Below are 21,807 nucleotides of genomic sequence, written 5' to 3' on the forward strand. Positions count from 1 at the left end.
TGGACAGTGAAGCTCTTGCTTATTAAAATTTCATTTTAATAATTTTGAATTACATAAAAGAAAAAAGTAGGAGAATATCTCCTACTTTTTTTACGCTGTTCCAATCTGATCTTGATCTGCCACATCAGAATCAAATGTATTCGTTGCACTAACACCGTTAAACGTATTCACGACAAACCCAACATTGGAAGCTCCAGATCCGTTATAGGCTTTCGTGTTTTCTTTCGGAGATACGTTATAAAAATCTCCTAAGTTGAAAGAGCCGTTACTGTTTTGCACGACGAGATTTCCTACAACTGAAGGCATACCATCCACCTACTTTACTAAGCTTTTTAATTACTATATGAATTATTGTGCGGAAGGTTCATCCGTAATATATTGGCGGATTTGTATAATACGAGAGTTATTAAAACCATAATCAACATTTCCAATTTGAAAGCAACCAGAATTTAAAAGTGTCCGCAATTCAACGTTATTCACTTCAATAAAAGGGCATTCATTTACAATATTTAATTTTACATCTGTCGTTCGTTTTGGAATTGTAATGTGTTCATCTGTAAAGATTTCAAAAGCATCAAAGCGACCTTCTCCCCGTATATAAAAAGGAATTTCACGGTGGACGGCAATAGCTCTACTTTTTAATTCCATTTGGTTTGCATCTCCAACTTGAAATACGGCAGTAATCCCTAAAGAAATAATAGAAACATTTTGGACAATGGACACATGATGCAACATAATTTTTCAGTCTCCTTAACCTGGAGTAGGAGGGACATCTGTTACTAATGGTACAAATGGACCCTCTGTAACTGTTTCAAATGGTGTATCGAGAATAGAAGATAGAATGAGGAGATTTGCATCTCCAATTAAAAAGAGTGCGGACGACGATACACCGTTCATTTTAATCTGTCCGACTTTTAACTCACGGTTTACAACGTTAAGGTTCATACATACTTACTCCTTTCGAAAATTTCCCGGTATGTGCTGAATAAAGGAGAGAAAGGCTTTGTCAATATCTTGTTTCATTGCCTGAATAATGATATCTCGTAAATAATCTGGATCTGTTGAAATACCTTCATATGATTGCGCTTGTGATAAATAATAAGGGAGTCGATGCTCCATCTGTTTTTTTATGTCATCCACCATCATTTGTCGATACATTTCATCAAGCGGTGTTCTCTCTTCTTGTTCAAAATGGAGAATACGATTATATGCTTCTTCATCTAAGTATCGATGCATTTCTTGGAGGATACCTTGATAAAAGTCTGGGTTTGTTTCGGTTTCAGGGTTTACCTTCAATGTTTCTGTATCCACTTGAAAATCTTCAATTTGTTGTCCTTTTGCTGAAAATGGGTTTAAACCAATATTTAAAGTACCATTTAAATTTTCGACTTTTAATTGATCGAATTTGTATTCCACTTTTCCTACAGAAGAGGAGGGGCGATTTTTTAATTCGTTAAGCTCTTCTTGGAGTTGGCGCACTTGATCTTCTAAATTCAAGATGGCTGCTTGTTGTGTTTGAAGAGCTTGTTGAAGTTGGTGTAAGTAAGTATATATATCTTGATTCATTTGTGAAACCTCCTTTTCAATAGGGAGGGTAAAAATATTCCTGCTATATATTTATGACAAGGATGTCTTAAGAAGAACTAGTTGATGGTTTGATAGAAATAATTTGTCCTTTCGCCTGTAATGGGCGAAGCGGCTCCGTAAATCCGCCCGTATTTGAAAATTTAGATAGGGCTTTAATACTTCCGGCAGTACCAATTTGGAACACAGAAGAGGTTGTAATGCTATCAATTTTAATACTGTTGATGATGATACTTTGGTTTACATAAAAATTCAATGCAATTGCCTCCTTTAAGTTGAGCCAATTATCGCTTGATCGATTACATCTGAATCGTTGACAGTCGTTGCACTTTGATAATTGTAGACAGAAACATTATCTCCAACGTTGAAAGAGCCGGCCCCGGCGAAAGCACGTGAGTAACTAATAGGCCTAATCGCAAATACATCTCCAATATGAAAAATACCACTTGATCCAATATTGACGATACGAATATGTCCGACCATAGCTGGCATACAAAACACCCTTCGTTTTTAAAATTTTCTTTTCTACTATTGTATGGGCGTTTCCAATAAAATGTGTATTTTTTTGAAATAAAAGAAACACACGCATTATTGCGTGTGTGTTTTGAATGTTTGATTAGGGTGTAAATCCGTATGTACATGACAAATTACATTTAAGAGCCTGTCCAGTTCTTGGCTACAATCCACTGTTTTTTGAGAAGTCATTCCATAGCGTTCAGCAAAATAAATCATTTTTTCACGTTTTTTTTCAATCGCTTGCTCAAACATTGAAATCGGCTCCATCTCTAAATGAAATTTTTAGTATATATGTAGTACATATTATACAAAAACTTCATAAAAAAGAAATGCATTCGCTAAAAAAAGTAAAATTTCTACATTTTATGCCAAATGATAAAGGGGTAACGAATAGGGGATGAGAAGAATATTGTAAAAATTAGCGTGCATGAGAAGGTTTTTTTCTTGCGGATGCGAATACAATTAAAGGGTATGAGTTTTAGGATGGAGAGTGGAAATATTGCGTTTTGTAACGGCGAAGAAAGAAGAAAAGGTATTTGTAGGTATTGTAGATGAAGAAGAAGAAAAGGTATTACACTTAAGAGAAGCGCAAAGACAAAAAGGGGAAAAGGTTACAATCCCTATTACAATGTTAGAGTGTATTGAAAGAGGGACTGAATGCTTTGAGAAAGTATGTGAAATTGTAAATTGGGCAAAAGAGAACGGGGAAGCGGCGTATTATCCGTTAACAGAGGTGAAAATATTAGCGCCGATTCCAAGGCCAAGAAAGAATATTTTGTGCGTTGGAAAAAACTATCGTGAGCATGCGGTAGAAATGGGCGGAGTAGAGTCTATTCCAGAAAATATAATGATCTTTACGAAAGCACCAACAACAGTTATTGGCATAAATGAGCAAATTAATGGTCACCCTCATGCAACGGACGAACTAGATTACGAAGGAGAATTAGCTATCATTATTGGTAAGCGAGGGAAGCAAATAAAAAAAGAAAAAGCGCTTGAGCATGTTTTTGGTTATACGATTATCAATGATGTAACAGCTCGAGACATTCAAAGAAAACATAAACAGTTTTTCCTTGGGAAAAGCTTCGATACATTTTGTCCGATGGGACCGTATTTAATTCATAAATCGGTGGTTAATGCGCCGAATGCATTACACATTGAAACGGTAGTAAATGGAGAAGTAAGGCAAACTTCTAACACAAATAAAATGATTTTTTCAATAGAAGAAATTATTTCAACGATAAGTAAAGGAATGACTTTAGAACCAGGCGATATTATCGCAACAGGAACGCCGGCTGGTGTCGGAAAAGGTTTTACACCACCGAAGTTTTTACATGCTGGTGATGAAGTGGTCATTACAGTAGAAGGAATTGGTACTTTACGAAATGTAGTGAAATAAAGAAAAGAGCTATCTTGTTAAAAGATAGCTCTTTTTTATGGCCTTGGGTTATAGAGGTAATCGATAACGGCAAAAGTGTAAAGACCAATGAATGCAAGTGTACAAATGCCAAATAGTATAACCGTAAGTGCGCTTTTTTCTCGTCCAAAACCAATGATAGTAAGAATAACAGCAGTCCAAAATGATGCTTTCAGTAGTGTGAGTGTAGTAGGAGTTGAGTAATGAAGCCATGTTGTGGAAAGTAGGAAACCAAAGAATGTAACTAAAATAAAAGCTGTAGCTAAATAGTTAATATGTTTACCATATCTTAATAGCATGTCGCACCTCCTTTACGATTTTAAAATACAGAAAATTACAATTTCATCTTAATATAAATGAATATGAAAAGAAAGAGGTTGTCCCAACATGTCGGACAACCTCTCTATCATTACGATAATACAGCTTTAATTTTTTGGAATGCCCACTCTAAATCTTCTTCAGAGATTACTAGAGGTGGTGCGATACGAATTACATTTTCGTGTGTTTCTTTACATAATAGACCAGCTGCTTTTAGTTGTTCACAGTAAGGACGAGCTGGCTCGTTTAATTCGATACCGATGAATAAACCTTTACCACGAACTTCAGTGATCATTGGGTTATCAATCTCTTTTAATTGCCCAACTAATTTTTCACCTAATTGAAGAGAACGCTCTGTTAATTTTTCTTCTTCTAACACTTCAAGAGCCGCGATAGAAACAGCACATGCAAGTGGATTACCACCGAATGTAGAACCGTGAGAACCTGGCTCAAATACACCTAAAATGTCGCGGTTTGCTGCTACGCAAGAGATTGGGAACACACCGCCGCCAAGTGCTTTACCAAGTATGTACATGTCAGGAGTTACATTGTCCCAGTCACAAGCAAATACTTTACCAGTACGGCCTAAGCCAGTTTGGATTTCATCTGCTACAAATAAAACGTTTTCTTTTTTACATACTTCAAAAGCTTCTTTTAAGTAACCAGCTGGTGGGATATTAATTCCTGCTTCACCTTGAATTGGCTCTAAAATGAATGCTGCTGTGTTTGGTGTAATTGCGGCTTTTAATGCTTCTAAATCACCGTAAGGAATTACAACGATGCCAGGAAGCATTGGACCGAATCCACGCTTGTACTCTTCATTTGAAGACATGGAAACAGAACCCATTGTACGTCCGTGGAAGTTATCTTCACAAACGATGATTTCAGCACGGTTTGCTTCCACTTTCTTCACATCATAAGCCCAGCGACGAACTGTTTTAATTGCAGTTTCAACAGCTTCAGCACCTGTATTCATTGGAAGTACCATTTCTTTATTAGTTAGTTTCGCAACTTTTTCGTACCAAGGACCTAATTGATCGCTATGGAAAGCACGAGAAGTTAACGTAACACGATTAGCTTGGTCAATTAAAGCGTTAATAATTTTCGGGTGACGATGACCTTGGTTTACTGCAGAATATGCACTTAATAAGTCCATATAGCGGTTTCCTTCAGGATCTTCTACCCAAACACCTTCTGCTTTAGAAATAACGATTGGAAGTGGGTGATAGTTATTTGCTCCGTATGTGTCTGTAAGTTCGATAATATCCTTAGTTTGAATCATGATTGTTCCCCCTTTTGTTATTACAAGAAGTTTGTAAATACTCTAAATATTATATCATTTAAATGTAAAAAAGCGAAACATTTCCTGAAAATAAATGAACATGTTATCATATAGAGTGAAAAAGTGTGAAAAGAGGAGGTAAGGGATACGATGGTACATATGCATATTACAGCATGGGCGTTAGGTTTAATTTTATTCTTCGTTGCGTATTCACTTTATTCAGCAGGAAGAAAAGGGAAAGGTGTACATATGGGGCTTCGCCTAATGTATATCATTATTATTGTGACAGGCTTCATGTTGTACATGAGTATTGTGAAGACAGCAACAGGTAGCATGCACATGTGGTATGGCTTAAAAATGTTAGCTGGTATTTTAGTTATCGGTGGAATGGAAATGGTTCTTGTGAAAATGAGCAAAAACAAACCAACAGGGGCGGTTTGGGGCTTATTTATTGTTGCGCTAGTAGCAGTATTTTACCTTGGGCTGAAATTACCGATTGGCTGGAAAGTATTCTAATAAAAAATAAAGCCACCTTATGATCTCAAAGACTTGGGAGATTATAAGGTGGTTTTTTACTTTATCCCGTAAACATCAGATTGGTGAAGGCTAATAATCAGTGGGTTCCCCCACTGATTAAAGTTTCACTTTATGTCGCATCGATATGCAACTCTTCTCCATTTACTTTCGTAAAACGGAACATATTTTTATTTGACGTAGTGTGACGGACGAAATGGTGCTGCAGTGTACAGATCATTTCTTCGTTATCAAACAAAAGAATATTTACTCCTTCGCGTGACTCCTCTTGCGGTAAGAAAGATAAATAATTATGACAATACATGCAATCATATAAAGAGTAGTGAAGTGATTGCAATGATTCGGTTAATAATGTGAAGACAGAGTCAGGTAATTCCTCCAGCCATTCATTATAGCTAAGAAGTAACTTTTTTCGAATACGTATCATTTCACCATTTTGCAAATGGTGTTGCTCGTTGGCGATTTGTAATACATCTTGTTCATAGAAACGGGCTGGTAGCCAATTGTTATTATACAAAATTTCAAACCCATCTTCGGCAATATCTTCTAATAAAAACGCTTCATCATTTTCATCATCAAAGAATACCCACTCATTGTTTATATATTCTACATTACCGACTGTATGAGCACGGGGCTGATTATATAAAATATGTTTACGTTGTATCATACACGATTTCTCCTTTATGAAAAGTAGTTATTCCTGTTATAGACAGTTCGTGCATTCTTTATAACTAGACACATATAGACATAGGTGGGCATACAATAAAACACGTTTTACTGAGTGAAAATGCTATTCCATATGTGGATAGTAGGTTATCGTCAAGTTTTTCATTTTTTTGATCCGCACTCTTAGGGTGGGGATTACTGCACGTTCAAGAAAAGAAATAAGATGGAAGGATGATTTATATGTGCGGGATTACAGGATGGGTGGATTATAAACGCTCATTAGAAGGAGAAAGAGATGTCGTTACGAAGATGGCTGAGACGTTAGCGAAACGGGGGCCGGATGATAATAAAGTTTGGATTAAAGGAAATGTCGCATTTGGGCATAAGCGGTTAATCGTTGTGGATCCTGAGGGCGGTAAACAGCCGATGACTTGTTTAAAAGGTGAAACGAATTACGCCATTTGCTATAACGGTGAACTTTATAACACAGAAGACATTCGAAAGGAATTATTAAGAAGAGGATATACGTTCAAAGGTCATTCTGATACAGAAGTATTATTAGCTTCTTATATTGAATGGAAAGAAGAATGTGTCGATCATTTAAACGGTATATATGCGTTTGCAGTATGGGACGAACAGAAAGAACAAGTATTTATTGCGAGAGATCGATTAGGTGTAAAGCCACTTTTTTATAAATATGATAGCGGACGCTTACTATTTGGTTCGGAGTTAAAAGCGATATTGTCGCATCCAGATGTGAAGGCGGAAGTAACGTTAGAAGGATTATCAGAAATATTCGGGCTCGGACCGTCAAGAACGCCTGGCCACGGTATTTATGCTGGTATAAAAGAATTGCGTCCAGGTCATGCAATGACATTTTCAAAGAACGGTTTATGTATATGGAGATATTGGAATGTAGAAAGTAAAAAACATGAAGACTCTTTTGAAGAAACAGTAGAGAAAACGCGCTTTTTATTACAAGATGCGATTACAAGACAGCTTGTTTCTGATGTACCACTATGTACTTTTTTATCGGGTGGTGTAGATTCGAGCGCTATTACAGCTATTGCAGCGAAAGAATATGAGAGATCAGGAAAAGGGCAATTACACACATATTCTATTGATTACGAAGATAATGACAAATACTTTAAAGCGAATGCATTCCAGCCAAATTCAGATGCTCCGTTTATTAATTTAATGACTGAGACATTTCAAACAACCCATCATCGCTGCGTCATTTCGAATGAAAAATTAGCAGAGTATTTAACTGAAGCAGTACTCGTTCGTGATTTGCCTGGTATGGCAGATATCGATTCGTCATTATTATGGTTTTGCCGAGAAATTAAACAAGATTTTGTCGTTGGCTTATCTGGAGAATGTGCAGATGAAATATTTGGTGGATATCCGTGGTTTTATAGAGAAGATGATTTACAATCGAGTGCATTTCCGTGGATGCGTTCTACAGAGGCACGTGAACAACTTCTAAAAAAAGAATGGAGAAATAAATTAAATTTACAACAATATGTACAAAGGCGCTATGAAGAGTCAATTCAAGAAGTTCCTATTTTAGAGGGGGAAAGTCCGCTAGAAGCAAAAAGACGCCAATTATTTTATTTAAATATGGTATGGTTTATGACAACATTATTAGACAGAAAAGACCGCATGAGTATGGGAGCGAGCTTAGAGGTACGTGTTCCATTTGCAGATCATCGTCTTGTCGAATATGCGTGGAATATTCCTTGGGAAATGAAAATGTATAAAAACCGCGAAAAAGGTCTATTACGTAAAGCGTTAGAAGGTGTACTTCCACATGACATCTTATATAGAAAGAAGAGTCCTTATCCGAAAACGCACAATCCGCACTATACAAAAGCAGTAACAGTATGGCTTCAAAATCTATTAACGGATAAAGGTTCAATTTTACACGAACTGTTTGATAAAGAGCAGTTGAGCGGATTGATTCAGTCTGGCGGCAGTGCATTTCAAACACCATGGTTTGGTCAATTGATGACTGGGCCACAGCTTTTAGCTCATTTAGCACAAATTCATGTTTGGTTTAAAGAATATGGGGTAAATATTAAGGAATAAGGGAAAAGCGGCTTACAATTATGTAAGTCGCTTTTTATTAAAGAAATTGTCATATAAAATTCAAAATCACCTTATAAATAATACTTAATTAGAATTATTATTTTGACGTACTTATTATTACTTGTTATAATTGGAAACAAATGTTCTGAAAAAGATTCTCATTTATAAAATTGAGGTGTTAGATAGATGACAAAGAAAAGAATAGGTTTACTCGTAATGGCGTATGGAACACCAGAATCATTAGACGATGTAGAGGCATATTATACACATATCCGTCACGGGCGTACGCCATCAGAAGAAGCGCTTGAAGATTTAATTGGGCGCTATAAAGCGATTGGTGGAATTTCACCGCTTGCAAAAATTACGAAAGAACAGGCGCATAAATTAACAGATTCAATGAATAACATATTTACAGAGTATGAATTTACTTGTTACTTAGGTTTAAAACATATTGCACCATTTATAGAAGATGCTGTAGAAGAAATGAAGCGTGATGGGATCGAGCAAGCGATTAGTATCGTATTAGCGCCGCATTACTCTACATTTAGCATTAAAGCGTATAATGACCGTGCTATTCGTCTTTCAAAAGAAATCGGTGGTCCTGTTATTGAACCAATTGAACAATGGTATGATGAACCGAAATTTATTTCGTATTGGGCAGACCAAATAAAAGAGACGTTTACAGAAATTGATAATAAAGAGAAAGCAGTCGTAATTTTTTCAGCGCATAGTTTGCCGGAAAAAATTATTGCAGCAGGAGACCCTTATGTAGAACAACTAAAGCATACGGCAGATTTAATTGCAGAAGCTGCAAATATTCAAAACTATACAATCGGTTGGCAAAGTGCTGGGAATACTCCAGATCCGTGGATTGGTCCAGATGTGCAAGATTTAACGAAAGATTTATATGAAGAGCATGGGTACGAATCTTTCATATATTGCCCAGTTGGTTTTGTAGCGGAGCATTTAGAAGTTTTATATGACAACGATTATGAATGTAAAGTTGTAACTGATGAATTAAATGCCAAATATTTTAGACCAAATATGCCGAATGCACAATCAGCATTTATCGACTGTTTGGCTGAAATTGTTTCCAAAAAAGTGAAGGAAATAGTTGACAAAGATTTAGTTTTGAATAATAATTAATTTATAATAATTTTAAATAAATAATAATTACTACAAAATAAAGAGGAGGATCCCCCTAGATGAATCCAAATAATCGCTTAACAACAAACCAAGGTGCTCCAGTTGGAGACAACCAAAATTCTCGTACAGCCGGTCGTCGTGGACCAGTATTATTAGAAGACTATCATTTAGTAGAAAAACTTGCGCACTTTGATCGTGAACGTATTCCGGAGCGTGTTGTGCATGCACGTGGTGCAGGTGCTCACGGTGTATTCGTAACGAAAAATAGTATGAAGCAATATACGAAAGCTGCATTTTTACAAAATGAAGGAACTGAAACGCCTGTATTTGTTCGTTTTTCAACGGTTATTCATGGTCAAGGTTCTCCTGAAACAGCACGTGACCCACGTGGGTTCGCTGTTAAATTTTATACAGAAGAAGGAAACTACGATATCGTAGGTAATCATTTACCAGTTTTCTTCATTCGTGATGCAATTAAATTCCCAGATATGGTACATTCCTTAAAACCAGCACCTGATACGAATATTCAAACGCCAGATCGTTATTGGGATTTCATGACGTTAAGTCCAGAATCTACACATATGATGACATGGGTATTTTCTGATTACGGTACACCAGCAAGCTATCGTGAAATGGAGGGTTTCGGCGTCCATTCATTTAAATGGATTAATGAAGAAGGTAAAATTGTTTATATAAAATACCACTGGAAACCACAGCAAGGTGTACGTAACCTAAATGCGAAAGAAGTGCAAGAAGTACAAGGGAAAGACTTCAATCATGCAACTCGTGACTTGTTCGATGCAATCGAAAAAGGAAATCACCCAAAATGGGATTTACACGTACAAGTTATGCAATTAGATGAAATGGACTCTTTAGACTTTGATCCACTAGATCCAACGAAAGTATGGCCAGAAGATCGCTTCCCATTAATGGAAGTAGGTACAATGACGTTAAATCGTAATCCGAAAAACTTCTTTGCAGAAGTAGAACAAGTAGCGTTCTCTCCAAGTGCAACTGTAAATGGTATTGAGCCATCGGAAGATAAATTATTACAAGGTCGTTTATTCTCTTACCCAGATACACAACGTTATCGTCTTGGTGCAAATTACTTACAAATCCCTGTAAACTGCCCATACGCAGCTGTTCATAATCAACAACGTGATGGTGCGATGCAAGTGAATCAAAACCCATCTACAATCAACTACGAACCGAGCCGTCATGCAGAGAATCCAGTTGAAGACCCAGCTTACCGCGATTCAACTATGAAAGTAGAAGGCTATGTATCTCGTGAAAAAATTGACAAACCAAATGACTTCAAACAAGCAGGTGAGCGTTACCGTTCATTCTCTAAAGAAGAGCAAGATAACTTAATTGCAAACTTAACAAATGACTTAAAAGACGTAAATGAACGCACGAAATTACTAGCTGTTTGTAACTTCTTCCGTGCAGATCAAGAATACGGTATGCGTTTAGCGCAGGCATTAAATGTTGATATTACGCAATATGTAGGAAATGCTCCGAAATAAATCGGAAAAGACGACTGGGTTTCGGTCGTCTTTTTTATGTGTAAAGTTACACGCGGGTATTCTTCAGTTTCGTTATGTCGGAATTTGTTGGTAAATCGATATCTTGTGTCGAAACGTTGATATATTGAAAGGAACAATCGATATATTTGAAAAATCGTTGATATATCCCAAAAACCGTTAATATATTTCCAGTTATACTAGGTGGGGTATGTTGCCCGATGCGCAAAAAAGAGATGCAATCTATTACTAATAGATTGCATCTCTTTTTTAGTTCACTCGCTCAGTATACTCATAAGCTTTCTCCCCATGCATCGAAATATCAAGTCCCATATGTTCCTCGTGCTCATCTACCCGGACAGGGAGGAAGAAGTTGATTGCTTTAATAATGGCATACGTCATTATAATTGTGAACGCATATGTTGCGCCGATCGCTACAAGTTGTTTCAACAGCAGCGAGGCGTTTCCGTAAAATAATCCGTTAGCGCCATCGCCGTTTACGGCAGTAGTTGCAAATAATCCTGTCGCAATACCGCCCCAAGTTCCACCGATGCCGTGACATCCGAATGCATCGAGTGTATCGTCGTATCCGAATTTTGTTTTTAAGAAAAAGACCGCTCCGAAGCATAATACGCCGCCAATTGCTCCGATAAGAAGAGCTGAGAAAGGTGTAACGAACCCGCAAGCTGGTGTAATAGCGACTAGACCGGAAACGGCGCCACAAGCAGCTCCCATCGCAGTCGGTTTTGATTGGAAGAACCACTCTGAAAGCATCCAAGTTAATGCTGAGGCAGCAGCGGCTATATTTGTATTAATAAATGCAGTTAAAGCTACGTCATTTAAGGATAATGCGCTGCCGACGTTAAAACCGAACCAGCCAAACCATAATAAGCCTGCGCCTAACATTGTAAATGGCAAATGGTGAGGAGAAGAACCATTTATGTTTTTTCGTTTTCCGAGGAAAATAGCTAATACAAGACCAGCAACTCCGGAAGTGATGTGAACGACGTTTCCGCCAGCGAAGTCTAGTGCACCAAGTTCCCTTAGCCACCCGCCGACGCCCCATACCCAATGAGCGACAGGATTGTAAACAATCGTTGTCCATAAAAGGATAAAAATAAGAAAGGCAGAAAATCGCATTCTTTCAGCAAATGCACCTGAAATTAAAGCTGGAGTTAAAATGGCGAACATGAGTTGAAACATCATGAATAAATTGTGAGGAATAGTAGATGAGTAGTCTGGATTTGGTGCGTAGGTAACTCCGTTTAGACCGAACCAATCAAGTGTACCGATAAGCCCGTGCCAATCTGGTCCGAATGATAAAGAATAGCCGATAACAATCCATTGAATCGAAACGATAGCCATTGCACTATAACTATGCATCGTTGTACTGAGTACATTTTTGCTGCGAACCATACCTCCATAAAAAAGTGCCAATCCTGGTGTCATCAACATGACCATTACTGTCGTCACAAACATAAAAACTGTATCTCCCATATTCATGAGCTCTCCTCCTATAATGTTAGAAAAAATAACATCGTTTTGTTATGTTTCATATCATATTCGAAAAGGAACTGAAAATCAACTAAAAATTCAGAAAAATATATACATGATGTTAGAAAGTATAACATAGATTATTTTGTGAGGATTGAAATCGACATATGCGTTTCTCTCGGATAATTGGTATAATATTCTTACAATTAAAAACTTGGGGGATGCGTGTGGGAAAAATACGGACTAGGAAACTATTCATTTGTTTTTGCTTAGCTTTTGTTTTGTTTGTACCAATACATACTTTTGCAGACGAAAAAAGAGAGTGGAAAGATGAAGTTATATACTCCATTATGATTGATCGCTTCAATAATGGAGAACCGAAAAATGACAAACAATTAGAAGTTGGTAATTTAGAAGGGTATCAAGGCGGGGATATAAGAGGAATTATAAAAAGGTTGGATTACATAAAAGAAATGGGTTTTACTACCGTTATGCTTTCGCCGCTTTTTGAAAGTGGAAAGTACGATGGATTAGACGTGCGAAATTTTAAAAAGGTAAATGAACATTTCGGGACAGACAATGATGTGAAAGAACTTGTAAAAGAAGCTCATGCAAAAGGAATGAAAGTTGTATTTCAATTTCCGCTTGGAGAAAACGAACGACAGGTAATTGACGCAATGAAATGGTGGATAAAAGAAGTTGATTTAGACGGAAGTTATGTTATACATAGTGAAAAAAAGCCGCGTTCCTTTTGGGATAACGCGCAAAAAGATATGCAAGTGATAAAGAAAGATTTTCGTATTATGACAAAGGAGGATAGCGAATACAACGAAAAAATCGTAGAATCGTTTTCCGAAGCGGATGTATCGGTGAAATCGTTATACGATGTGAGTAAAAAAGAAGGGGACTTTGTTACGTTTTTAGATGATCAAGAAACAAAAAGATATGCGCGTATTGCAAAAGAAAATATGTATTATCCGCCATCACGTTTAAAACTGGCGCTTACTTATTTGTTAACATCACCTGGGATTCCGAATTTTTATTACGGAACGGAAATTGCATTAGATGGAGGAAGTGTACCTGATAATAGACGATTAATGGATTTTAAGTCAGACGAAAAATTTATGCAGCACATAACAAAACTAGGTGAACTTAGGCAGGCGAGACCGTCTTTACGACGCGGTACGTTTGAGCTTCTGTATGATAAGAGCGGGATGAGCATACTAAAACGAAAATATAAAGATGAAGTAACTTTAGTAGCAATTAATAATACGAAAGAAACACAAAAAGTCTCCTTACCTGCAAGTGCAATTGGTGAAAAACAAGAGTTAAGAGGATTGTTACAGGATGAAATTATAAGAGAAGAAAACGGAAAGTTTTATCTCGTTTTAAAACGTGAAGAATCAAATGTGTATAAAGTTAACGGAGAAACAGGTGTGAATTGGTTATTTATCTCCTTAATAATCGGTGTGAATGTATTATTTATTGCGTTTCTAATTGCAGTTAAAAGGAAGCGTAGATGAGAAATTACTCGCTCTATGTTCATGTCTTCTTATTGTATTTGTAAGTTTGTTCGGCGGGGCAATAGTGTTATTCTGTTGATATGAAATTTCTTAAGAGAAACGATGTGAGAATGAAAACGTCCCTAGTGAGAGGAGGGCCAGGTTAGGAAGAGGATTTTCTTCCTAACCTGTTTTTTGTGTTAGCACCGATAGGGAAGAATCTTTGAAGCAATCAATAATTGCAACTATATTAATTTTACATTACATTAAAAGTTAGATAATACTCTTATACTAATACAGTGCTAAATAGTAGGTGGGAAAATGGAGTTTTACGATTTGGGTATTACCATTAAAGAGCTTAGAATTAAAAAAATATATCACAATCCGAATTATGTCATGGAATATGTTCGCAAAGTCAAATTAGCAAAATAGAAAAAGGTGTGATTTATCCATCTAGTATATTGTTATATCAATTATCAGAAAGACTTGGTATTGACCCAAATAATATATTTGCATTAACTCAAAACAAAAAATTAAAATATGTAGAAAATGTAAAATGCGTAATAAAAGATTGCTTAAAGCAAAAACAATACAAAGAACTTTATGAAATAGTGAAAAAAGAGAAAAACGAAAATAACTTCCAATCAACAGAAGATAAACAATTTTTAATATGGCATGAAGCGATTGCTATATTTATGGTGGATAAATCAATAAAAACTGCTTTAGATTTTTTAAATAATGCATTAAAATTAACTGTAACTAATTCTGATTTTTTATCAGAAAGAGAAATAGATATTATGCAGACAATTGCTATATTCCATGGGGAAAATAAAGAATATGAAAAAAGTATTAATATATTAAGAAGGTGTTTAACTAATTTTAATAAGTTAGATTTTCCTAGAGATAAAGAAATTAAATTGAAAATTATTTTTAATTTAGCAAAAATTTTAGGTCATGCAAATCAACATGAAGAGGCAGTAAAATACAATGATATGGGTATCAAACTAGCTATTAATCTAAATACTTTATATTTACTAGGTGAATTATACTATGGAAAAGCTTGGAATTTATTGAAACTTAAACAACCTAATGAAGAAGATGTTGCAAATAACATGAAAAAAGCATTATTTATATTTGAACTAACAGAAAAAGAAAATCTGATAAAAATGGTTAAAGAAAAATATTTTGAAAACCAAACTGAAAAAAGTCACTCATAATTCATTTGGAAATCACTTGAAATATAATAAAACCTACAGGGGAAATCTCTGTAGGTTTTATACTTATAAACTTGCTTCTAAAATATTAGTGCTTAATATAAATTTTTGAATAAGAGTTTACTTAGCGCTTTAGCGTACTTTTTTATTTTGAAGCCTGCATCTTTATTAAAGATGTATGCTTCTTTTTAAATCCATCCGAATATTATTGGTTCAAGTCGGAGGAAGGTACTTTGGGGTGTCTTTTCTTTAGATCTTTATCATTAACTATTTAATGTTTTTTAAATGATTACATGACATATTTTTTTTGTACCAAGCTTTGTTGATACAGTTAGATTTATCCGTTAGTGTATTCGTATTATTAGAACATCCTACAGTATTTAGGGAGAATGTGGCTAATAAAAACCATAATATTAATTTCTTCAAAAAACCACTTCTAACTCTTTTTTAATTAACATTTTTTAGATCCTTACTAATTTTACATTACATTAAAGGTTGGGAAATATTCTTATACTCATAAATTGTTACGTTTTGGCGGGGAGAGGAATTATGAGTTACAGCGATTTTTAAGATGACTTTGGCCCAGGATGTGGTTATTAAGAAAAGTAATTCAAATTGAAGGGGAAACGTCTTAAGGTATATTTTTCTTATTTTCAATAAGGTCTGCTAAACACATGTATAAAACAAATTCTACAATAAGGCCTAGTTTAATCATGCGCTCACTTGTAAAGTATTCGTATGGTTAGACTCTGTTCACTTAGTGATTTTCACCGCATATACCATTTTTCTATGGTTTGTTCTCGGAATATTGTCTCTACAAAACAAAAAACTCCTCTAATTAAGAGGAGTTTTCTTTTTAGCGGTAGTTAATGAACTGTACGTCGATTGGTAAATCAGCGCTACGAACAGCTGCGATTACTGCTTGTAAGTCATCACGGCTTTTCGCTGTAACACGTACTTGATCATCTTGTACTTGTGTTTTTACTTTTAATTTCATTTCTTTAATGATGTTGTTAATTTTTTTAGCGTTATCTTTATCGATACCTTGTTGAAGTGTTGCGCGTTGGCGAACAGTGTTGCCAGTTGCAGCTTCAACTTTTCCGTAATCTAAGTTCTTAATTGGAACGTTACGTTTTACAAGTTTAGAGATAAGAACGTCTTTTACTTGCTCTAATTTAAACTCGTCATCAGAAGTTAAAACAAGTACTTCTTTTTCTAATTTAATATCACTTTTACTTCCTTTAAAGTCATATCGGTTTTGTATTTCTTTTAATGCGATATTAATTGCGTTTGTTACTTCAGGTAATTCTACTTTCGAAACGATGTCAAAAGAACTATCTTTTGCCATAGTTAGCACCTCCAAATAAATTTCTAATCTTGTTATGTACTGTACATACTAAAGTATAGCTGAAAACGAGTCTAGACTTAAGTGTTTTCGTACTTATATTCATGTAACCTTATTTTATTATAGTGAATTTTGGGCAGTTGGACAAATACAGGAAAAATCATGTTATAATTAACTTTTGTTTGGAATGATAAAAAAGATAATTTTATATATATAGAAGGGAATTAAAAAATATGTATTTGCAAATAGGATCGATTGAACAGGTAACTGTTTTACGCGAAACGGAAATCGGATATATGGTTGGGAATGAAGAAGAGGAAATTTTCCTACATAAAAACGAAGTAGCTGGAGAAATTGAAGAAGGCGATACGATTGATGTATTCTTATACCTTGATCACCAAAATCGTATTTCAGCAACAATGAAGGAACCGATTATTACAACTTATGATTGGAACTGGGTAAAGGTTGTAGAAGTTATTCCTAGTTTAGGTGTGTTTGTTGATATTGGTGTGTCAAAAGATATACTAATTCCAGCTGATGAGTTCCCGATTTATATGCCAGTATGGCCAGAAGTAGGCGACGAATTATATTGTACGTTAAAATTAACGAATCGTGATCGTTTAATTGCTCTTCCGGCAAGAGACAGTGATATGCAAGAAATTATCGTAGATGCAACGCCATCTATGCGTAATAAAAACGTAAATGGACGTGTATATCGTTCGCTTCAAGTTGGTTCATTCATACTAACTGATGAGCATTTCCGTGCTTTCTTACACCATACAGAAAGAAAAGAACAAGTTCGCATCGGTCAGCGTGTAACGGGCCGTATTATTGACGTGAAAGATGATGGTACAATTAACATTTCACTTCTTCCTCGTAAAGAAGAAGGAATGGAAGACGATGCTGCAGTAATTTATGCATATATGGAAGAACGAGGCGGAGCAATGCCGTTTTGGGATAAGAGCCATCCAGAAGATATTAAAGAACGCTTTAACATGAGTAAAGCTGCATTTAAGCGTGCACTTGGTAAGTTGATGAAAGAAGAAAAGGTTTACCAAGAAGAAGGTTGGACTTACTTTAAGAAATAAAGTAGATGAAAGATTAAAAAGCACAACCTTATTTAAAAAAATAAGGTTGTGCTTTTTTAATTTCCTTGCGGAGAAACAAGAGTAAATGTATCTTTCAAATCACTATCATTTATTTTAATATTTGCCTTTTTTAATTCCTCTTGTAACAATTTTTTGCTGAATACAGGATCAGCAGTACGTTCTTCCTCTAAGTTTTTGCGAATAGAGTTTTTTACTTCATCGTAAGGTTTTAAATCTTTTTTATCAGTTAATTTAATAACGTGATAACCGTTTGATGATTTTACGGGATTGCTAATTTGTCCAACATTTAGTTTGTAGGCAGCGGTTTCGAATTCAGGAGCCATTGTACCTGAATTGAAGTATCCAAGGTCTCCACCTTTATCTTTTGATAGCAGATCTTGTGATTCTTGTTTTGCTAATTCTTCAAATGAAGCACCAGCATCTAGTTTACTCTTTATTTCTTTCGCTTCATTTTCGTCACTTACTAAAATGTGACTCGCTTTAATTTCTGGCTTATAGTGGTCTTTTACGTCTTTTTCTGTAATGCTTTTCTTAATCGCTTCATTCATAGCAAGTTTGAACTTAATTTGATTTTTGAAATCCTCTTCATCTTTTAAACCATAATTTTCTAATACTTTTTTGAATTGATCTCCATATTGTTTTTTTACTTTTTCTACTTCTTTATTTACCTCTTCATCAGGTACTTTATATTTTTTTGTGATGACGTCTTGTGCCATCATTTCGTATAGCATGTCTTTTCCGTAACGATCTTTCAATTGTTTTTCGAAGTTATCCTTTGTAATGGTGGAGTCTGTTGCTGTAGCGACTGTAGCTGAGCCATTCTTTTGTCCGCAAGCAGATAGCATCAATATACTTATTAGTGCAGTAATAATGAAAATATGTTTCCCTCTCATGCCAACACCTCATCCGAATATGTTATCGCTATTGTAGAATATAGAAGTGAACATGAAGTGAATTTTTAATGTTTTTTCCTTTAAAATGTAAAAAAGTACATCAACATAATTGTTGATGTACGATGGAATCAAAGGTGATCGGTCTTTTTAGAGTATGCACGTTTACCTTGCTGAATATTTTTTTGCTCTTGCTCATTTTTTTGTGTGCGTTTTGCGTTATTATCACGTGCTTTTTTGTCGTTATCACTCGTATGTGGCATATGTATCAACTCCATTTCTAAACGTTGTACGTTTATCATTTCCTTTTTCGTAAAGACTATGTATAGCGGTGCATTTATGAAGGGTAAAGGTGGATTCGAAATGGATTTGAAGTTGAATTATACTGAACTTATAAAGAAGTTAATCGTTGTAATCATCGCAGGTTTATTAAACGCGATTGGGATGAATTTATTTTTAACGCCAGCAAAAGTGTATGCGAGCGGCTTTGCTGGATTGTCTCAATTATTATCACAAATATTAGGTGATTTTTTATCGATTCACATATCTACGGGAGTATTGTTTAGCTTATTTAATATTCCTGTCGTTATTTTAGCGTGGAAAAAGGTTGGAAAGGCCTTCACCTTTTTTAGTTTTCTTTGTGTTATATTTATGACTCTGTTTCTAGAAATCATCCCTGTTAGAGCGGTTTCGAATGATATCATATTAAATGCGATTTTTGGCGGGATTATTTCGGCAATTGGAGTAGGGATTGCTTTAAAGTGGGGTGCTTCTACAGGTGGATTAGATATTATCGCCATGATTTTATCAAAAATAAAAGATAAGCCTGTCGGTACATACTTTTTCTTTTTTAATGCAATTATCATTATCGCTGCTGGCTATGTATATGGATGGGAAAAAGCGTTATATACGCTAGTGACTTTATATGTATCAACGAGAATTATTGATGCAATTCATACTCGTCATGTAAAGATTACAGCATTAATTGTTACGAAGAATGGGGCAGATGTAAGAAAGGCGATTCACTCGCGATTAGTAAGAGGGATTACAACGATACCAGCAACAGGTGCTTATACGAATGAAAATAAAGAAATGTTAATGATGGTTATTACTCGTTATGAGTTATACGAATTAGAGAGGATTATTAAACAAGTGGACCCAGGTGCATTTACAAATATACTGCAAACAGTTGGGGTGTTCGGATTGTTTCGGAAAGATTAAAGAGGACCAAAGTTGGTCCTCTTTTTTAATGTAAATTCGTAATGTTTTGCAATTGCTCTTGCATTTCACGGAGCTGAACTTTTTCAGCAGTTGAAGAGTTTGCGTAAGCGGATTGCAAAGCATTTTTTGCTCTATACACGAGATCTTGTTGCTCAGTACCGCTTGAACAAGATACGGCATTTTCAACAGCATCTCTAGCTTGTTGGAATAGTAAGTTCCCCATTTAAACCCCTCCAAAAGAAGAGTTACTTCTTGCTTTTTCTGCCTCAGCTAATGTACCTCTGTACGGGAATCTTGCATCATGCTTCATAACAGCATCGGCTCCTTGTTGGATAAAACGTTTTGATTTGTTCTTTTTACCCATTCGAAAAACCCCCTTTATTTAGCTGAAAACAATCGACGCGATGTCTCATGCGTCTACTTATAGTATGGACATTTGGCAGGAAACTATAAGTAGGGAATTTTTAGATTACAACCCAAGAACCTCTTCTAAATATAAAGCAATACCATCTTCTTCGTTCGTTAACGTCGTATGGTTTGCGAGTGATTTTAATTCAGGGATGGCATTTCCCATTGCGATGCCGTGACCAGCAAATTCAATCATTTCAAAATCATTATCTTCATCACCGAAAGCGATAATGCGCTCTTGTGGAATGTTGTAATGACTAGAAATTTTTTGTAATCCAACTGCTTTATTTAATCCGCTTTTCACAATTTCAATAATCGGCCAAGGTGCGCCCCATTTTCTATGGTCGATTACTTCCGCATGCATATCGGTTAAATGTTGACGAATTGCAGTAGAATGCTCGTCATGTGCGTCAATTAATAAGCAAGTTGGATGATCGTTTAAAATATTTAATAAGTCTCCCGTAAAAATCTTAGGAGAGCCGAATTCGAAAATATGTTTTTTATCTTCATCAATTTCACGAACATACACATCGTCCATTACTTCCGCGTATATATTTTTTACGCCAAAATCAAAGCAAGCTCGGACAATTTCTTGCGCTGTTGCTAGCTCAAGAGGAGAGTGATGTGTTCCCCAGTTTGAATCAAGAGGATGATGTACGTAAGCGCCGTTAAAGTTTACGATAGGTGTGTTAAGATCAAGTTCTTTATAGTAATCATAACTAGCACGGAATGGACGTCCTGTTGAAATAACAACAATATGTCCCTGTTCCTTTGCTTTTGCAATTGTATGTTTCGTTCGAGTGGAAATTATTTTGTTGTCTGTTAATAAAGTGCCGTCTAAGTCTAATGCGATTAAATGTTGTTTGTTCATAATTTCACCTCTTATAATAATTTTTTTGTATCTATCTGTATTTCCGTTTTTAATATGCAGAAATAAGAGGTTAGACTCGGTGAAATCACCATAGATGGAAATTTCGCTATATATCCATCTTACGTCTCAAAGTGCTGTGGTGTCTACTATTTATCGTTGGAAATTAAGAAAAGTCAACATCTTTTTAGAAAGTTCAAACAATGTTTCTTTCATTATGTACAAATTGTGAAAAGGGTTACATTGCTCGTGTGATGAGGCATATAATGAACATGTAATCTTCTCGTATATGTTTGACTCTCCTTTGAAACTAGCCTAGAGTAGGTTGGTTTCTTTTTTTTCTACAGGTAGGAAAGAAATCCCTGCTTACGCTTGTGTCATTCATATATATGTACAAGAATGAGATGTAGTACTGTTTCCTAAACATGACAGAAAAGCTTTCTTTTAAAATGGATATACTAATGAGGCAAGACGTCATGGAAGGAGAATGAAGATGGGACAAAATCGCAGGTTTCGTTCTGGACAAAAAGCGCCGAATGATGGCATTTACGTAGAAATTGGTGAAACGGGAAGTATGGTGAAAGATCCGCAAATGGTGAAATTAACTGCCGGTGAAAAGTTTCCGGATAACACGAATCATAACCGCCAGTGGACATATAAAAGAAAACCGTAACAGAAGCCG

26 protein-coding genes and 1 pseudogene are annotated in these 21,807 nt (G+C 35.6%); 10 read left to right on the plus strand and 17 right to left on the minus strand.

The window, feature by feature from the left end:
• Window positions 1–90: 90 nt before the first annotated feature.
• From gerPF to ACTFRM_RS02220, 7 genes are all read right to left on the minus strand, one after another.
• Window positions 91–306 (minus strand): spore germination protein GerPF, encoded by a 216-nt coding sequence (gerPF, locus tag ACTFRM_RS02190; RefSeq protein ID WP_001141566.1) that lies wholly within the window; start codon window positions 304–306, stop codon window positions 91–93.
• Between the two features lie 42 nt (window positions 307–348).
• Window positions 349–735: a spore germination protein GerPE gene (locus ACTFRM_RS02195; protein WP_000902324.1), complete on the minus strand. Its 387-nt coding sequence runs from the start codon at window positions 733–735 to the stop codon at window positions 349–351.
• Window positions 736–750: 15 nt separating this feature from the next.
• The gene (gene gerPD / locus ACTFRM_RS02200; RefSeq protein WP_001052807.1) at window positions 751–945 is read right to left on the minus strand and encodes a spore germination protein GerPD; all 195 of its coding nucleotides are present in this window, start codon (window positions 943–945) and stop codon (window positions 751–753) included.
• Between the two features lie 6 nt (window positions 946–951).
• Entirely contained in the window at window positions 952–1,566 is a 615-nt protein-coding gene (gene gerPC / locus ACTFRM_RS02205) for a spore germination protein GerPC (protein ID WP_001070760.1), read from the minus strand.
• A gap of 67 nt (window positions 1,567–1,633) precedes the next feature.
• Complete coding sequence (gerPB, locus tag ACTFRM_RS02210) at window positions 1,634–1,840, minus strand: spore germination protein GerPB (protein WP_001012508.1); 207 nt, start codon at window positions 1,838–1,840, stop codon at window positions 1,634–1,636.
• Window positions 1,841–1,854: 14 nt separating this feature from the next.
• On the minus strand, window positions 1,855–2,076 hold the full coding sequence (gene gerPA, locus ACTFRM_RS02215) for a spore germination protein GerPA (RefSeq protein WP_001111187.1): 222 nt from the start codon (window positions 2,074–2,076) through the stop codon (window positions 1,855–1,857).
• Window positions 2,077–2,172: 96 nt separating this feature from the next.
• Window positions 2,173–2,352 carry an aspartyl-phosphate phosphatase Spo0E family protein gene (locus tag ACTFRM_RS02220; RefSeq protein WP_000462841.1) on the minus strand — a complete coding sequence of 60 codons (180 nt, stop codon included), beginning with the start codon at window positions 2,350–2,352 and terminating at the stop codon, window positions 2,173–2,175.
• Between the two features lie 247 nt (window positions 2,353–2,599).
• Between ACTFRM_RS02220 and ACTFRM_RS02225 the strand changes: the two genes are divergently transcribed.
• The gene (locus ACTFRM_RS02225) at window positions 2,600–3,499 is read left to right on the plus strand and encodes a fumarylacetoacetate hydrolase family protein (RefSeq protein ID WP_001213071.1); all 900 of its coding nucleotides are present in this window, start codon (window positions 2,600–2,602) and stop codon (window positions 3,497–3,499) included.
• Window positions 3,500–3,534: 35 nt separating this feature from the next.
• On the opposite strand, the gene ACTFRM_RS02230 is transcribed toward ACTFRM_RS02225, so the two are convergent.
• Window positions 3,535–3,816 (minus strand): hypothetical protein, encoded by a 282-nt coding sequence (locus tag ACTFRM_RS02230; RefSeq protein WP_000926857.1) that lies wholly within the window; start codon window positions 3,814–3,816, stop codon window positions 3,535–3,537.
• Between the two features lie 110 nt (window positions 3,817–3,926).
• The gene (gene rocD / locus ACTFRM_RS02235; protein ID WP_000616658.1) at window positions 3,927–5,117 is read right to left on the minus strand and encodes an ornithine aminotransferase; all 1,191 of its coding nucleotides are present in this window, start codon (window positions 5,115–5,117) and stop codon (window positions 3,927–3,929) included.
• Between the two features lie 150 nt (window positions 5,118–5,267).
• On the opposite strand from rocD, the gene ACTFRM_RS02240 reads away from it, so the two are divergent.
• A complete protein-coding gene (locus ACTFRM_RS02240; protein ID WP_000233494.1) occupies window positions 5,268–5,633 on the plus strand; it encodes a YisL family protein in 366 nt (121 codons plus the stop codon).
• Window positions 5,634–5,763: 130 nt separating this feature from the next.
• Here the strand turns inward: ACTFRM_RS02240 and ACTFRM_RS02245 are convergent, their stop codons facing one another.
• Window positions 5,764–6,318 carry a DUF2777 domain-containing protein gene (locus ACTFRM_RS02245; protein WP_000616046.1) on the minus strand — a complete coding sequence of 185 codons (555 nt, stop codon included), beginning with the start codon at window positions 6,316–6,318 and terminating at the stop codon, window positions 5,764–5,766.
• Window positions 6,319–6,557: 239 nt separating this feature from the next.
• Here ACTFRM_RS02245 and asnB point away from each other — a divergent pair, with 239 nt between their 5' ends.
• The 3 genes from asnB (at window position 6,558) to katB (ending at window position 11,077) form a co-directional block, all read left to right on the plus strand.
• The gene (gene asnB, locus ACTFRM_RS02250) at window positions 6,558–8,405 is read left to right on the plus strand and encodes an asparagine synthase (glutamine-hydrolyzing) (protein WP_025687429.1); all 1,848 of its coding nucleotides are present in this window, start codon (window positions 6,558–6,560) and stop codon (window positions 8,403–8,405) included.
• 186 nt (window positions 8,406–8,591) lie between these two features.
• On the plus strand, window positions 8,592–9,551 hold the full coding sequence (gene hemH, locus ACTFRM_RS02255) for a ferrochelatase (protein ID WP_078385730.1): 960 nt from the start codon (window positions 8,592–8,594) through the stop codon (window positions 9,549–9,551).
• Between the two features lie 59 nt (window positions 9,552–9,610).
• A complete protein-coding gene (gene katB / locus ACTFRM_RS02260; RefSeq protein WP_025687695.1) occupies window positions 9,611–11,077 on the plus strand; it encodes a catalase KatB in 1,467 nt (488 codons plus the stop codon).
• A gap of 267 nt (window positions 11,078–11,344) precedes the next feature.
• Here the strand turns inward: katB and ACTFRM_RS02265 are convergent, their stop codons facing one another.
• Window positions 11,345–12,577: an ammonium transporter gene (locus tag ACTFRM_RS02265; protein WP_001055855.1), complete on the minus strand. Its 1,233-nt coding sequence runs from the start codon at window positions 12,575–12,577 to the stop codon at window positions 11,345–11,347.
• A gap of 158 nt (window positions 12,578–12,735) precedes the next feature.
• On the opposite strand from ACTFRM_RS02265, the gene ACTFRM_RS02270 reads away from it, so the two are divergent.
• A complete protein-coding gene (locus ACTFRM_RS02270) occupies window positions 12,736–14,091 on the plus strand; it encodes an alpha-amylase family glycosyl hydrolase (protein WP_071740678.1) in 1,356 nt (451 codons plus the stop codon).
• A gap of 300 nt (window positions 14,092–14,391) precedes the next feature.
• Window positions 14,392–15,287 (plus strand): annotated as a pseudogene (locus tag ACTFRM_RS02275) (helix-turn-helix domain-containing protein).
• An 853-nt stretch (window positions 15,288–16,140) separates the two neighbouring features.
• On the opposite strand, the gene ACTFRM_RS02280 reads toward ACTFRM_RS02275, so the two are convergent.
• Window positions 16,141–16,632 carry a YajQ family cyclic di-GMP-binding protein gene (locus ACTFRM_RS02280; RefSeq protein WP_001040149.1) on the minus strand — a complete coding sequence of 164 codons (492 nt, stop codon included), beginning with the start codon at window positions 16,630–16,632 and terminating at the stop codon, window positions 16,141–16,143.
• Between the two features lie 230 nt (window positions 16,633–16,862).
• Here ACTFRM_RS02280 and ACTFRM_RS02285 point away from each other — a divergent pair, with 230 nt between their 5' ends.
• Window positions 16,863–17,717, plus strand: a complete 855-nt coding sequence (locus tag ACTFRM_RS02285) for a CvfB family protein (protein WP_000281260.1) — start codon at window positions 16,863–16,865, stop codon at window positions 17,715–17,717.
• 56 nt (window positions 17,718–17,773) lie between these two features.
• Here ACTFRM_RS02285 and prsA read toward each other — a convergent pair whose 3' ends face one another.
• On the minus strand, window positions 17,774–18,631 hold the full coding sequence (gene prsA / locus ACTFRM_RS02290) for a peptidylprolyl isomerase PrsA (protein WP_025687955.1): 858 nt from the start codon (window positions 18,629–18,631) through the stop codon (window positions 17,774–17,776).
• 128 nt (window positions 18,632–18,759) lie between these two features.
• Window positions 18,760–18,891, minus strand: coding sequence for a DUF3941 domain-containing protein (locus ACTFRM_RS02295; RefSeq protein ID WP_001120851.1), 132 nt, complete (start codon window positions 18,889–18,891; stop codon window positions 18,760–18,762).
• A 100-nt stretch (window positions 18,892–18,991) separates the two neighbouring features.
• Between ACTFRM_RS02295 and ACTFRM_RS02300 the strand changes: the two genes are divergently transcribed.
• Window positions 18,992–19,849: a YitT family protein gene (locus ACTFRM_RS02300; RefSeq protein WP_000364431.1), complete on the plus strand. Its 858-nt coding sequence runs from the start codon at window positions 18,992–18,994 to the stop codon at window positions 19,847–19,849.
• 25 nt (window positions 19,850–19,874) lie between these two features.
• Here the strand turns inward: ACTFRM_RS02300 and ACTFRM_RS02305 are convergent, their stop codons facing one another.
• From ACTFRM_RS02305 to ACTFRM_RS02315, 3 genes are all read right to left on the minus strand, one after another.
• On the minus strand, window positions 19,875–20,072 hold the full coding sequence (locus ACTFRM_RS02305; protein ID WP_000527407.1) for a DUF3813 domain-containing protein: 198 nt from the start codon (window positions 20,070–20,072) through the stop codon (window positions 19,875–19,877).
• Complete coding sequence (locus ACTFRM_RS02310; RefSeq protein WP_000516816.1) at window positions 20,073–20,213, minus strand: hypothetical protein; 141 nt, start codon at window positions 20,211–20,213, stop codon at window positions 20,073–20,075. It lies immediately after the preceding gene.
• A gap of 105 nt (window positions 20,214–20,318) precedes the next feature.
• Window positions 20,319–21,128, minus strand: a complete 810-nt coding sequence (locus tag ACTFRM_RS02315) for a Cof-type HAD-IIB family hydrolase (RefSeq protein ID WP_001041232.1) — start codon at window positions 21,126–21,128, stop codon at window positions 20,319–20,321.
• 490 nt (window positions 21,129–21,618) lie between these two features.
• On the opposite strand from ACTFRM_RS02315, the gene ACTFRM_RS02320 reads away from it, so the two are divergent.
• Window positions 21,619–21,798 carry a YjzC family protein gene (locus tag ACTFRM_RS02320; protein WP_000531421.1) on the plus strand — a complete coding sequence of 60 codons (180 nt, stop codon included), beginning with the start codon at window positions 21,619–21,621 and terminating at the stop codon, window positions 21,796–21,798.
• Window positions 21,799–21,807 lie beyond the last annotated feature (9 nt).

The organism is Bacillus cereus group sp. MYBK227-1 (assembly GCF_051916325.1).
Lineage (GTDB): Bacteria > Bacillota > Bacilli > Bacillales > Bacillaceae_G > Bacillus_A > Bacillus_A cereus.